At 69.5% G+C, this 13,014-nt stretch carries 14 protein-coding genes; 7 read left to right on the top strand and 7 right to left on the bottom strand.

The features are described from left to right. Positions 1-78 precede the first annotated feature (78 nt). Together ettA and DJ019_RS11010 are read right to left on the bottom strand one after the other, a co-directional pair. Complete coding sequence (ettA, locus tag DJ019_RS11015; RefSeq protein WP_111276081.1) at positions 79-1,746, bottom strand: energy-dependent translational throttle protein EttA; 1,668 nt, start codon at positions 1,744-1,746, stop codon at positions 79-81. Between the two features lie 188 nt (positions 1,747-1,934). After that, complete coding sequence (locus DJ019_RS11010) at positions 1,935-2,285, bottom strand: DUF8200 family protein (protein ID WP_111276080.1); 351 nt, start codon at positions 2,283-2,285, stop codon at positions 1,935-1,937. 95 nt (positions 2,286-2,380) lie between these two features. Here DJ019_RS11010 and DJ019_RS11005 point away from each other — a divergent pair, with 95 nt between their 5' ends. The 3 genes from DJ019_RS11005 to mepK all read left to right on the top strand — a co-directional run bounded on the left by DJ019_RS11005 (position 2,381) and on the right by mepK (position 3,922). Beyond that, positions 2,381-2,974, top strand: a complete 594-nt coding sequence (locus DJ019_RS11005; RefSeq protein WP_165843983.1) for a TetR/AcrR family transcriptional regulator — start codon at positions 2,381-2,383, stop codon at positions 2,972-2,974. Between the two features lie 59 nt (positions 2,975-3,033). Continuing rightward, a complete protein-coding gene (locus tag DJ019_RS11000; protein ID WP_111276078.1) occupies positions 3,034-3,216 on the top strand; it encodes a CsbD family protein in 183 nt (60 codons plus the stop codon). 151 nt (positions 3,217-3,367) lie between these two features. Beyond that, positions 3,368-3,922, top strand: a complete 555-nt coding sequence (gene mepK / locus DJ019_RS10995; protein ID WP_111276077.1) for a peptidoglycan L,D-endopeptidase MepK — start codon at positions 3,368-3,370, stop codon at positions 3,920-3,922. 2 nt (positions 3,923-3,924) lie between these two features. Here mepK and DJ019_RS20955 read toward each other — a convergent pair whose 3' ends face one another. The 5 genes from DJ019_RS20955 to epmA all read right to left on the bottom strand — a co-directional run bounded on the left by DJ019_RS20955 (position 3,925) and on the right by epmA (position 10,320). Continuing rightward, positions 3,925-4,227, bottom strand: coding sequence for a hypothetical protein (locus DJ019_RS20955; RefSeq protein ID WP_165843982.1), 303 nt, complete (start codon positions 4,225-4,227; stop codon positions 3,925-3,927). Between the two features lie 11 nt (positions 4,228-4,238). Beyond that, entirely contained in the window at positions 4,239-5,699 is a 1,461-nt protein-coding gene (locus DJ019_RS10990; protein ID WP_240606445.1) for a L,D-transpeptidase family protein, read from the bottom strand. A gap of 199 nt (positions 5,700-5,898) precedes the next feature. Next, on the bottom strand, positions 5,899-6,924 hold the full coding sequence (locus DJ019_RS10985) for a lysine-2,3-aminomutase-like protein (protein WP_111276075.1): 1,026 nt from the start codon (positions 6,922-6,924) through the stop codon (positions 5,899-5,901). 56 nt (positions 6,925-6,980) lie between these two features. After that, the gene (locus DJ019_RS10980) at positions 6,981-9,227 is read right to left on the bottom strand and encodes a CHASE domain-containing protein (RefSeq protein WP_111276074.1); all 2,247 of its coding nucleotides are present in this window, start codon (positions 9,225-9,227) and stop codon (positions 6,981-6,983) included. 79 nt (positions 9,228-9,306) lie between these two features. After that, entirely contained in the window at positions 9,307-10,320 is a 1,014-nt protein-coding gene (gene epmA / locus DJ019_RS10975) for an EF-P lysine aminoacylase EpmA (protein WP_111276073.1), read from the bottom strand. Between the two features lie 113 nt (positions 10,321-10,433). Between epmA and efp the strand changes: the two genes are divergently transcribed. From efp to DJ019_RS10960, 4 genes are all read left to right on the top strand, one after another. Next, positions 10,434-11,000 carry an elongation factor P gene (efp, locus tag DJ019_RS10970; protein ID WP_111276072.1) on the top strand — a complete coding sequence of 189 codons (567 nt, stop codon included), beginning with the start codon at positions 10,434-10,436 and terminating at the stop codon, positions 10,998-11,000. 89 nt (positions 11,001-11,089) lie between these two features. Continuing rightward, positions 11,090-11,857: a sulfite exporter TauE/SafE family protein gene (locus tag DJ019_RS10965; protein ID WP_111276071.1), complete on the top strand. Its 768-nt coding sequence runs from the start codon at positions 11,090-11,092 to the stop codon at positions 11,855-11,857. Between the two features lie 31 nt (positions 11,858-11,888). Beyond that, the gene (locus DJ019_RS21545; RefSeq protein WP_276310007.1) at positions 11,889-12,020 is read left to right on the top strand and encodes a hypothetical protein; all 132 of its coding nucleotides are present in this window, start codon (positions 11,889-11,891) and stop codon (positions 12,018-12,020) included. Positions 12,021-12,032: 12 nt separating this feature from the next. Continuing rightward, positions 12,033-13,001 (top strand): hypothetical protein, encoded by a 969-nt coding sequence (locus DJ019_RS10960; RefSeq protein ID WP_111276070.1) that lies wholly within the window; start codon positions 12,033-12,035, stop codon positions 12,999-13,001. Positions 13,002-13,014: the final 13 nt, after the last annotated feature.

The raw sequence follows: 13,014 nt of genomic DNA, 5'->3' as shown, positions 1-13,014 counted from the left end.
ACGGGCGCAGGAGTGCAATTACGCCGCGACCCAGCACGTCTCTAACGCGAAGCTGGGCCGTTACTCAACCGCAGACGCCTACCGTCCGAACTTCTGGAACTTGATCCGGTGGGGGATGAGGCTGTCGGCGCCCAGGCGGCGCTTCTTGTCCTCTTCGTAGGCTTCGAAGTTGCCCTCGAACCACTCCACGTGGCTGTCGCCCTCGAAGGCCAGGATGTGGGTGGCCAGGCGGTCCAGAAACCAGCGGTCGTGGCTGATGACCACGGCGCAGCCCGCGAACTCCTCCAGCGCCTCTTCCAGGTTCTGCAGCGTCTCGATGTCGAGGTCGTTGGTCGGTTCGTCGAGCAGGATGACGTTGCCGCCCTCGGTCAGCGTCTTGGCCAGGTGGACGCGGTTGCGCTCACCGCCCGAGAGCTGGCCGACCTTCTTCTGCTGGTCGCCGCCGCGGAAGTTGAACGAGCCGACATAGCTGCGCGTGTTGATCTCGCGCTTGCCGACCGCCAGCACGTCGAGACCGCCGGAGATCTCCTGCCAGACGGTCTTGGTCGGATCCAGCGCGTCGCGGCTCTGGTCGACGTACGACAGCTTCACTGTCTCGCCGACGCGGAACGTGCCGGCGTCCGGCTTCTCCTGGCCGGTGATGATCTTGAACAGGGTCGACTTGCCGGCGCCGTTGGGCCCGATGACGCCGACGATGCCGTTCGGCGGCAGCTTGAAGCTGAGATTCTCGAACAGCACCTTGTCGCCATAGGCCTTGGACAGCCCGTCGGCCTCCAGCACCACATTGCCCAGGCGCGGACCTGGCGGGATCTGGATGGCGGCGAAGGTCTGGGCCTGGCGGGAGTTTTCCTGCTCCAGCACCATCTCCTCGTAGCGCGCCAGGCGGGCCTTGGACTTGGCCTGGCGGGCCTTCGCGCCGGAGCGCACCCATTCCAGTTCGCGGGTCATGGCGCGCTGGCGGGCTTCGCTCTCGGACTGTTCCTGGACGATCCGCTTGGTCTTCTGCTCGAGCCAGCCCGAGTAGTTGCCCTCGTAGGGGATGCCCTTGCCGCGATCGAGCTCCAGGGTCCACTTGGTCACCTGGTCCAGGAAGTAGCGGTCGTGGGTGACGAGGATCACGCAGCCCGGGAAGGCTTCCAGGTGGTGCTGCAGCCAGGCGACGCTCTCGGCGTCCAGGTGGTTGGTCGGTTCGTCCAGCAGCAGCATGTCGGGCTTGCTGAGCAGCAGGCGGGCCAGGGCGACGCGGCGCTTCTCACCGCCAGACAGCTTGTCGACCGGCCAGTCGTTGGGCGGGCAGCGCAGGGCGTCCATCGCCATTTCGATGCGGCTGTCGATGTCCCAGAGGTCGCCCGCGTCCAGCTTCTCCTGGAGGGCGGTCATCTCCTCCATGAGCTCGTCGGAGTAATCCTCGCCCATCAGGGTGGCGACTTCGTTGTAGCGATCGAAGATCTTCTTCTCTTCGCACCACGAGATGACGTTGCCCCAGACGTTGAGCTGCTCGTCGAGCTGGGGCTCCTGCTCGAGGTAGCCCATCTTCACGCCATCGGCGGCCTTGGCCTCGCCCGAGAACTCCTTGTCGATCCCGGCCATGATCTTCAGCAGGGTCGACTTACCCGAGCCGTTCACGCCGACGACGCCGATCTTGGCGTCGGAGTAGAACGACAGCCAGATGTTCTCGAACACCTTCTTGCCGCCGGGATAGGCCTTGGTCAGGCCCTGCATCTGGAAGATGTACTGCTGCGCCATGGGGCGTCCGCGCTCGCTCTCAAGGTATCGGGGGTTCGAGGCGCGGAGATAGCGGCGGCGCGGGCCCGGCGCAATGTTCGAGGCCTTCTGGGTCGAAAAGGCGCGGGAGGAGCCTCCGGTCCCCTCCCGCGCAGTGTCCCCCAATCCGGCCGGAGAAGGCGTATGGCCGCGTCGAGGGGAGGAACGGGTTACTTCTGGGCCGTCAGCATCTGCGGCGCGGCCTTGTTGCAGGCCCGGAGCTGGCCGTCGGTGAGCTCGCGGCCGCCGCTGCGATAGCTGGCGACGGTGCCGACCACCGCGACCACCTTCTTGCACTCGCGCACCACGCCATCGAGGTTGCCCTTGCGCGGCGCAGCGCCCTGGCACAACTCGCCCTCGCAGCGCCACGCCGCGCCGGCGATGACCGCCTCAGCAGGGGCCGCGGCAGGACTCTTGAGCGTCGCCTCGCCACGGTAGCCCGCCGTCTGGGCATAGGCCGCCCCCGACGCGAAAACCGCCGCGGCCACGGCGAACGCACGCACACACTTGAAGTTTTGCATTCTCGTGATCCTTTGGGTAGAAAAGAGCACGACCGGTCGCTTACGCCATAAAAAGGGCACGATCGGTCACTTTGTCAAGCGGGGAGGCTTGGCTTTTGCGCAAGGGTGAAGCGACACGGGCGCGGATCGTCGATGAGGCCGCCCGCCTGGCGGCTCAGCGAGGGCTCACCGCCGTCAGTCTGGCCGACGTGGCCGAGGCCGTCGGCCTGTCGAAAAGCGGCCTGTTCAAGCACTTCGATTCGAAGGAGGCGATGCAGGTCGCCGTCGTCGAGAACGTCATGGAGCGCTTCACGGCCCACACCTGGACCCCTGCGGCGGACCTGCCCACCGCGCGCGAGCGCCTGGAGAAGGTGTTCGAGTGCTGGCTGGACTGGGAGGACATGGTCTGGAGCGAGAGCGGCTGCCCGATCATCGCCTTCAGCGTCGAGCTGGACGACCAGCCCGGCCCGGTGCGGGACCTCCTGCAGCACAGCCTGAAACGGTGGCGTCGGACGCTGGTGAACCAGTTCGTCGACCTGCGCGAGCCGCCTCTCACCGAGACCGAGGCCCAAGCCGCCTATTTCCAGATGAAGAGCTTCGCCATGGGCTACATGGACGCCCGGCGGATGATGGGCGACACCGACGCCCGGCGCTCGGCCACCTCGGCGTTCGTGAGCCTGCTGGAGCGCACGGCCAAAGCTGCGGCGTAGGAACCCCACTCCTGGCCCCGCGTACTCCTCTCGATCCAAGACACGAGAGGAACAGCACGATGCACAAGGACGAAGCCAAGGGCGCCGCCAAGGACATCAAGGGCTCGATCAAGGAGGCCGCCGGCCGCGCCACGGGCGATGAACGGTTGGAGGCCGAAGGCGCGGCCGATCGGGTGGAAGGCAAGGTCCAGAAGGGCGTGGGGGCCCTGAAAGACGCTGCGCGAGACGTCCTGAAGAACTGACGGACGGACCGACGGGCGAGCGGGATTTCCCGCCTGCCCGATCGGCAGGCAGCCGGCGGCAGCTCGTCGCACCTGGCCTCGGTAGGGTTGACGTTAAGGATTGCCCCGCCAATCTGCGGGCTCCCTAACGACGGCCTGGAGGCGCTTTCCGTTGCCCAACCTCGTCCGCCGCAGAGAGCTGCTGACCTTTGGCGCGGCTGCCGGCCTCGCCACCATCGCCGCCCCCGCGTGGGCCCGGAACCTCGACGTCTGGGAGCCGCGCCGGGCGATCCTCAAGAACCTGCACACCGGCGATGCGTTCAACGACGTCTATTTCGCCAACGGGAGCTACATTCCCGATGCGCTGGCGGAGGCCAACCGCGTGATGCGCGACTGGCGCACCGGCGACCAGCACTTCATCGACCCGGGCCTGTTCGACGCCCTCCACGCCATCAGCGGAAAGCTGGAGGCCCGCAAGCCGTTCCAGATCATCTCCGGCTACCGCTCCCCGCGCACCAACGCGATGCTGCACTCGCGGTCAAAGGGCGTGGCCCAGAACAGCCAGCATACCCTCGGCAAGGCCATCGACGTGCGGATGGAGGGCGTACAGCTCACCCACCTGCGCGATGCCGCCATCGCCGTCGGGGCCGGCGGGGTCGGCTTCTATCCGGTCTCCAATTTCGTCCACGTCGACACTGGCCGCGTGCGCCAGTGGCGAGGGTCCTGACCTCAGGTCGGCGGATCTTCGGCGGGCGTAGGCTCAGCCGGCTCCATCGTCGTCATCCCGGTCGCCGCGGCGTCCTCCTGCACCTGCAGCTCGTCGGGCGTCGGCGCCGCTATGGGCGCAGCTTCCTGGACGGGCGGCGCGGGATTGGTGGCGACCGCGGGCGTGGCGGCCTGATCGGCGGCCGGCGCCTCCTCGACAGGCCTCGCCGGGGGCGCGCCACCGGTGAAATTGAGAGTCCGGCTGACCGCCAGCGCGAGCAGCACGGCGGCGCACGCCGCCGCGATCCACAGGACCTTCTTCAGCATCGATCGCCCCCTCAGGCCTTAACGCCGCTCGCCAGCGCGCCCACGCGCTGAAGCAGCTCCCGGTCCCAGTTATACGGGTCGGAGCGGAAGTGCATCTGCCCGTCCGCGCCCGCGAAAGCGGTCCAGTAGAGAATGTAGACCGGCACCTGCTTCGACAGGCGGGCCCGTACCGTCTTGTCCCCTTCGAGCTGACGGTCCACGGCCTCGGGCGTCCAGGTCGCATCCCCGGCAAGCAGGGCGTCGGCCAGCGCGCGCGGCTTCTCGATACGCACGCAGCCGTGGCTGGCCTGGCGGGCATAGCGGTCGAAGCCGCCCTTCGACGGGGTGTCGTGCAGGTAGACGGCGAAGGGGTTGTCGAAGTCGAACTTGAACCGCCCGAGGGCGCTGGAGTCGCCGGACGCCTGCTGGAGGCGGGGCTGACCGCCCGCGACCGGAATGACCCGGTAGCCGTTGCGCTCCAGATAGCCGGGATTCGCCCGCTCCTTGGGCCAGAGTTCCTCGTTGGCGATGCGGGTGGGCACGTTCCAAGGCGGATTGATCACCACACTGTGGATCGAGGAGACCAGCATCGGGGTCTCGTCGCCCTTCTTCCCCGACACGGCCTTCATCGACAGCACCGGCTTGTCGTCCTGGAACAGGGTGACGATGGCCGCGCCCGAATTCACCTGCACGCGCGTGGCCGGCATGGTGGGGGGAAGCCAGCGCCAGCGCTCCATGTTGGCGATGATCTGCAGGACCCGCTGGCCCACCGGCTGGTTCAGATAGGACAGAGTGCCGGCGCCGACGACGCCGTCCGGCTTCAGGCCATAGCGGCGCTGGGCCCGGATCACGGCCTCCTCCAGGGGCTTGTCGAACGTCGCAGACCCGGTGGCGACCACCTGCGGGTCCTCGGCGGCCAGACGCGCGCGAAGGGCCGGCACGCGCGCGTCGGCGGACCCCAGCTCGAGCTTGCCGCCCTCGGGGATCGCCTTCCACCCGCCCTTGGCCGCGATGTCGCGATAGCGGGCCAGACCGCGCTTCAGGGCGACGTAGCCGGAGTAGCGGGGCGGCAGGCTGTCCAGCCAGGCCTGCAGGCGGCCGTCCGCCAGCGCCTTGGCCAGATCGGCGGACGGGTCATACGCGGCCGGACGCACCTGCCAGAGCTCGGGGAACTTGTCGGGGTCCATCCGCCCGATCCGGACGTCGTGCGCGTAGCGCAGCAGCCCCTCGGTCAGCGCCTCGTTCTGGGCCGCCGATAGCGCGCCATCCTGCGGCAGGCCGGCGGGCAGGTAATCCTTCGGCTGCAGCCCGTGCTGGTCGGCGACGGCGAGGACCTTCAGCGCCGTCTGGACCTGGTCGGCGGAAAGCGCCGCGATCTCAACGGGCGGCGGGGGCGGCGGGGGAACCGGTGAGGCGGCAGGCGGCAGCGGCAGAACCGGCGCGGTCGGCTGAGCGGTGGCGCTTCCCAAGGCCAGGGGCGCGGCCAGGGCCAAGGCCAGGCAGCGTCCCAAACGTCCGCCCCGCAACCCATACGCGCCCATGTCTTTACCCGGCCTCTTCTCATGCTTGTTCGCGGACATTCTACGTCCGTAGCTGTCCCTTGGATGAACGCACATCTGGCGTCGAGGGTCCCCGCTGTCGATCCGGGCCTGACCGGTGACAGTCGGACTGTCACCTGCGGGCCACAGCGGCTCAGCTTGCCGGGGGGTAGGCGTGAACCTGTCCCTGCGGGTCCATGACACCGTCGTCCGTGACGTAGACAGGCCCGACGGGTGACTTTCCGTGGCCGCCGGGGATGTCGAGCACATAGGTCGGCTGGCAAAGCCCGGACACCCGACCACGAAGGTCGCGCATCAGAGCCTGCCCCTCGGCAAGGGGCATCCGGAAATGGCCCGTGCCCGGCGCCAGGTCCGGGTGGTGCAGGTAGTAGGGCTTGATCCGCAGCTCAACGAACCGACGCATCAGGGCCTCCAGCACCTCGGCGCGGTCGTTCACGCCCTTCAACAGCACGGTCTGGCTGACCATTGGGATGCCGGCGTCGATGATCCGGTCGCAGGCCGCGGCGGCGGCGGGCGTCAGCTCGTCGGGGTGATTGGCGTGCAGCGCGACCCAGGTGGTCTTTCCAGGCGCTTTCAGACTGGAGACCAGCTCGGCGGTCACCCGGTCCGGATCGACCGCCGGCACGCGGGTGTGGAAGCGCGCCACCTTCACGTGCTCGATCCCCGCCAGCCGCGTCATGAGATCGGCCAGGCGGCGCGGCGACAGGATCAGCGGATCGCCGCCCGTGACGATCACCTCCCAGATCCGCGGCCGCCCCGCCACATAGGCCATGGCGGCGTCGAGCTGCGCGCTGGATAGCGGGCGCTCGCCCTCGGGTCCCACCATCTCCCGACGGAAGCAGAAGCGGCAGTAGACGGCGCAGGCGTGGTTGGCCTTCAGCAGCACCCGGTCGGGATACCGGTGCACGATCCCCTCGACGGGGCTGTGCGCATCGTCACCGATGGGGTCCGCCCGCTCTTCCGGCGTCTGGATCAGTTCGGCGGCCGTCGGCACGAACTGGCGACCGATGGAATCTTCCGCATGACCGATCCGCGCCATCATGGCCGGGGTGATGGCGACGGCATACCGCGCCGCCACCCGCTCCAGCGCCGGCAGAGCCTCGGGCGTGTCCAGGCGCTCGCAGAGCGCCGCCGCCGTTCGCAGGGTTCGAGTGGACATGGCCGCGGGCGTATGGCGCCCCGGCGCGCCGGCGGCAACCGCGACGGCTTGTCCCGCTACCGCGCGCGGTCGGTCACGCCACCGTCCAGGGCCTCCCGCACCTTGCGGGCGAGCTGGTCCAGCGAGAAGGGCTTGGCGAGGGTCATCGAGTCCGTCATCGCCGCCTGGGCGTCGGTCGCCGCGCCGTGGGCGTACCCCGTGGTGAACAGCACCCGCAGGTCGGGCCTGAGGGTGCGCGCCCGCTGGGCAAGCTGGAAGCCGTTCAGGCCCGGCATCACGATATCGGTGAACAACAGGTCCAGGCGGGAGAGGCCGGGCAGCATCTCAAGCGCCTGCCCGGCGTCCTCGGCCTCGAAGACCTGATAGCCAAGCTCTCGCAGGGTCTCGACCGAGAGGCGCCGCACGTCCGCCTCGTCCTCCACGACGAGCACCGCCTCTCCTTCCACGGCCCGGAGCGGCGCGCCCTCGAGCGCCGGCCGCGCCTCGCGGACCAGCGCCTCGCCCGTCCACCGTGGCAGCAGGATCGTCACGCACGCGCCTTCCCCCGGAGCGGAATGGAAGGTCACCTCGCCTCCGGACTGGCGCACGAAGCCATAGACCTGCGACAGGCCGAGGCCGGTCCCCTTGCCCACCGCCTTCGTCGTGAAGAACGGCTCGAAGGCGCGGGCCATCACCTCCGGGCTCATCCCGACCCCCGTGTCGGCCACGCGGATCGCCACAAAGTCCCCGGGCGGCAGCCCCGCGGGCCCGCCATCACCCGACGCGGGAATGTTGGACGTCTCGATCGACAGCCGGCCGCCCTCGGGCATCGCGTCGCGGGCGTTGACCGCCAGATTCAGCAGCGCGTTCTCCAGTTCGGCGGCGTCGGCGTGCACCGGCCACAGGCCTTCGGCGAGCGTGGTGCGGATTTCCACCCGCTCCCCCAGGGCGCGCTGGAGAAGCTCGGCCATGCCGTTCACGAGCCGGTTCGGATCCACGGGCTCGGGGCTGAGCTGCTGCCGCCGGGCGAAGGCCAGCAGCCGGCCGGTCAGCACCGCCGCCCGCCGCGCGCCCTCGGCGGCGTTGTCGAGATAGCGGATGACCCGGGGGTCCTCGCCGCCGGCGAGCCGCCGCCTCGCCATGTCGAGGCTGCCGATGACGATCGCCAGCATGTTGTTGAAGTCGTGGGCGATCCCGCCCGAGAGCTGCCCGATCGCCTCCATCTTCTGCATCTGGCGGATCTGGTCCTCGGCCGCCTCCCGCCGGCCCATCTCCTCGCGCAGCTCGCGGGTCCGCGCCTCGACCCGGTCTTCCAGGCTGGCGTTCACGTCCCGCAGCTCGGCCCGCGCATGCTCGGCATGGATGGCGCCCCGCGCCTGGGCGAGGACGGCGAGCGTCAGGGCCAGGGTGACGATCGCGCCGGCCGCCGCCGACCACCAGGCCAGCGACCGGTTGCTGCCCGCCTCGAACGCAGGTCGGGCGGCGAAGGCGAGGGTCCAGGTCCGCCCCCCGATGTCGACCTGGCGCGTGGTCCTCAGCCGGGCGTCCGGTTCGTCGGGCCCGTCCGTTCCATAGAGCCGGTTCTCGCGGCGCGCGGCCCCGTCATAGATCGTCACGTCCATCAGCCGGTCCGGCCGCCGGGGGAAGACGGTCTCAAGGAGATCGTGCGCGCGCAGCGGGCTGTAGACGAAGCCGGCAAGCGGCGTCTGGTCTGCGTCCCGCCGGACCGGCAGGTACATGAGGAACCCGGGCTGCTTATCCGCGTCGATCTCCTGCACGAGCTCCACGCGGGCCGAGGCCGCGAGCTGGCCGGTCGTCGCGGCCCGGGCCATCGCCTCGCGGCGATACGGCTCGGTGAACATGTCGTACCCGATCGCCGCCGCGTTCCGCGCGTTCATCGGGGAGAGATAGACGATGCTGGTGTAGACGTCCCGTGGCGTGGCTGGCCAGACGCGGAAGTCCGGAAAACCCTGGCGCCGCATCGACGCCTCGATCTGCGCCCGGCCGGCCTCGTCCGCCCCCCGCGCCGCGTACCCGATCCCCAGCACCCCCGGATAGCGCGTACCGAGTCCGAGCTGAGCCACGTAGGCGTCGAATTCGCGGGCGTCGACCTCGTCGCTCCCGGCGAACAGCCCCGCAGTTCCGCGCAGGAGGGCGCTGTGCGCCTCCATCCGTTCCTGCAGGGCGCTGACGGCGAGGTCGGCCTGAAGGCGCATGCGTTCCTGGTCGCGGCTATCCGCGCCCCGCAGGAACAGGAAGGAAATCAGCAGCGTGGCGCATACGCCCACCAGCAGCACCAGGCTGGGGACGACGAAATAAGGCAACGCTGCGGGTAGTCGTTGTCTCACCACGGACGACAGGGGTCCGGACCGGCGCCGCAAAGTCAAGTTCGCGCTGCGGTTGTCAGGCGACCGGCGTCCACAGCACCTGGTCGATCCTGGCCGCGCCCGTGGCCAGCATCACCAGCCGGTCGAAGCCGAGAGCGCCGCCGCTGGCCGGAGACATCAGCGCCAGCGCGGCCAGGAAATCCTCGTCGATCGGATAACGCTCGCCGTAGACCCGCTGCTTCTCGGCCATCTCGATCTCGAAACGCCGCCGCTGCTCGGCCGGATCGGTCAGCTCGCCAAAGCAGTTCGCCAGCTCCACCCCGCAGGCATAGAGTTCGAAGCGTTCGGCGACGCGGGGATCCGAGGGCTTGGGCCGGGCAAGGGCGGCCTCTGAGGCTGGGTATTCGCACAGTATCGTACAACGCCCGTGGCCCAGGTTTGGCTCCACCTTCTCCACGATGATCCGGCTGAAGACGTCCGCCCAGGTGTCGTCCTCGGCAAGCCTGATCCCGATCGCCCGCGCCTGGCCGTAGAGGTCGCCGAACAGATCGACGCCCGCGTGGCGCTCGAACGCCTCCGCCACCGTCAGCCGCTCCGGATCCGCGAAAGGATCCGCGGTGGAGCCCCGCCAGCTCAGGCTCCGCGTCCCCGCCGCCTCGGCCGCCAGCCGCAGCAGTGCGGCGCAGTCATCCATCAGCACCTCGTAAGGCGCGCCCGCCCGATACCATTCCAGCATCGTGAACTCGGGATGATGCAGCGGCCCCCGCTCGCGGTTCCGCCACACCTTCGCCAGGGTGAAGATGGCCGTCTCGCCCGAGGCCAGCAGCTTCTTGCAGGCGAACTCCGGGGAGGTATGGAGATACATGGGCGATGGCTCGCCGGCCGTGGTCAGGGCCTGGGTCGCGAAGGCGTGCAGGTGGGCCTCGTTGCCGGGCGAGACCTGCAGGGCCGCCGTCTCCACCTCGGTAAGCCCCTCGTCCTCCAGCCAGCGGCGCGCGGCGCGGGTGATCCGGCCCCGCGCCTCCAGGAACGGGCGGCGGTCGGGCCGGCGAAGTGGACTCCACCAGGGCGTTTCAGGGGATCGGGACACGGCTGCGACGACGCTGGGGGCTGGAGATTTCGGCGCACATCGCTATAGGGGCGCCACAAGAATTTCATCAGCGGAATCGCGCCAGCGGTCCGCCGCATCACCGAGGACCACCCGTGAAAGTCTCCGCCAGCTCGCTGCGCAAGGGCAATGTCGTCGATCTCGAGGGCAAGCTCTACGTCGTCCTGACCGCCGAGAACATCCATCCCGGCAAGGGCACGCCCGTCACCCAGCTCAACATGCGTCGCATCTCGGACGGCGTGAAGATTTCGGAACGCTGGCGGACCACCGAGACCGTCGAGCGCGCCATCGTCGACGACCGCTCCTACACCTTCCTCTACCAGGACGGCGAAGGGTTCCACTTCATGAACCCCGAGACCTACGAGCAGGTCGTGGCGTCCGAGGAGATGGTGGGCGACGCCGCGCCGTACCTCACGGACGGCTGCACGGTTCAGCTATCGACCCATGAGGGCGTGCCGATCGCCATCGAGCTGCCGCGGACCGCCGTGTTCGAGGTCGTCGAGACCGAACCGTCCGTGAAGGGCCAGACCGCCTCGTCGTCGTACAAGCCGGCCGTGCTGTCGAACGGCCTGCGCACCATGATCCCGCCGTACATCGGCCCGGGCACCAAGATCGTCATCCTCACCGAGGACGGCAGCTACCAGGAACGCGCCAAGGACTGACGTTCCTGCCGGCCGGCCCAAGTCTTCTGACGCAGACGTGAGAGATTCTGGGCTGGCCCGCCCATCAGCTTGGCCCTAAGGCCGCGCCGATGGATCCGGATTTCTGGCTCTTCGCCGCCGTCGGCTTCGCGGCGCAGCTCGTCGATGGCGCCCTGGGCATGGCCTATGGCGTCATTTCGACCTCCGTGCTGCTGAGCTTCGGGGTCACTCCGGCCAACGCCTCCGCCAGCGTCCACGCCGCCAAGGTGTTCACGGGCCTGGCGTCAGGCCTCTCCCACATCGTCTACCGAAACGTGGACTGGAAGCTGCTGGCGTTGCTGGCGGGCGGCGGCGTCGCGGGCGGAATCCTCGGCGCCTATGTGCTGACGTCGGTACCGGGCGAGGCGGTGAAGCCGTTCGTGGTCGCCTGGCTGTTCCTGATGGGCCTCGTGATCCTCTACCGCGCCTGGCGTCAGGCGCGGCCCAAGGTGTTCTCCTGGCGATCCCCCCTGCCCCTCGGCCTGGTCGGCGGCTTCTTCGACGCCATCGGCGGCGGCGGCTGGGGTCCCGTGGTGACCAGTTCGCTGATGGGCGCCGGCGCCGATCCACGAAAGGCCATCGGCACCACCAACACCGCCGAGGTGTTCGTCGCCGCCGCGACTTCAGCCGCCTTCCTGAGCGCCCTGCTGACCGGCCACTGGGAGACGGCAGGCCTGCGCGACCTGCTCTGGTCGCTGGCGGGCCTGATCGCCGGCGGCATGATCGCCGCGCCGGTGGCGGGGTGGATGACCAAGGTGCTGCCGCTCAGGATGCTGACCTGGATCGTCGGCGTCCTCGTCGTCGCCCTGGCCGTCTGGCAGGGCGTCGGCCTGCTATAGGCGCCCTTCTCCCGACGGCGTCGCCCTTGGAATGGTCAAGCTCAACCCCCGGCCGGTGGACATGCACGTCGAACGCGGGCTCGTTGAGACGCCTGCCGGCCGCGACAGCCAGCTCGACGCCGCCGTTGTCGAGCGTCTGAAGGGGCCCGGCGTAACACCCTGAAGTATGCGTTCCATGCAGCTCCTGGATCCGCCGGCCCGGCCGGCCGTCGTTACGCCCACGGACCACGACGCCCTCGCCTGGCGGGCGGCCGCCCTGTCGCTGGAGCTGATCCTGGACGTCGAGAGGATCGGCCGCAGCCGGCGGAGCCACGACCTCATCGACGCGCTGCTGTTCACCGCCGTGCTTACCGCCAATGTGACGCCCATGCTCCGGAACCGTGACCTGGAGCTTGCCTATGCGACGATCGACGCGCCGGCGCCGCCCGAACTGCGCCGGCCGGTGAGCGTGAGCGCCATAGCCCACTCCCTTGGAATGCCCTTCGAGACCGTTCGCCGGCGCGTACGTGGCCTCGTCCGGAACGGGACCCTCGCGCACGGGGAACGTGGCGTCTTCGCGACTCCGACCAGCGTTGTCGATCCGGCCTACATCGGCATCATGCTGGACCGCCACCAGCGGATCGGCCGCTTCTACGCCGACCTGCTGGACGCCGGTGTCCTGGCGGGGCCCGAGGCCGGCGCGCCGCGCCCCGTGTCGGACGCGCCGGTCCGCGTCACGAACCGGGCGTTCGCCGAATACATGCTCCGTGCGATCGGCGACCTCGTCGCCTTTGCGGGAGACGTGATCAGCGCCCTCGTGCTGGGGGGGATCGCCCGCGCGAACACGGAAGGCCTTAATCCAGAAGCGCTGGCCCAATGGGCGTTGGAGCCGGCCACGCATGGCACGCCGATCCGGACCGGCCTGCTCGCCGAGCGCCTCGGCATCTCGCCCGAGACCTGCCGCCGGTACGCTGTGAGCCTCGAGGCCGCGGGCCTATGCGTTCGGGGGCAAAAGGGGCTCGTGGCCACCGCTTCGGCAGAGTCCCGGCGGGTTCTCGCCCGCATCGTCCAGGACAACCTCTCCAACATTCATCGGATGTTCGCCCGGCTGCGGCAGCTTGGTGTCCTGACGCCGTGGGACGACGCCCGCGCCGCCGCCGCTTGAGCGCCCCGGGATT

This window comes from Phenylobacterium kunshanense, from assembly GCF_003254525.1.
Taxonomy (GTDB): domain Bacteria; phylum Pseudomonadota; class Alphaproteobacteria; order Caulobacterales; family Caulobacteraceae; genus Phenylobacterium; species Phenylobacterium kunshanense.
Note: the sequence above shows the minus strand (reverse complement) of the source record. Positions and strands in the feature narration are given on the sequence as shown.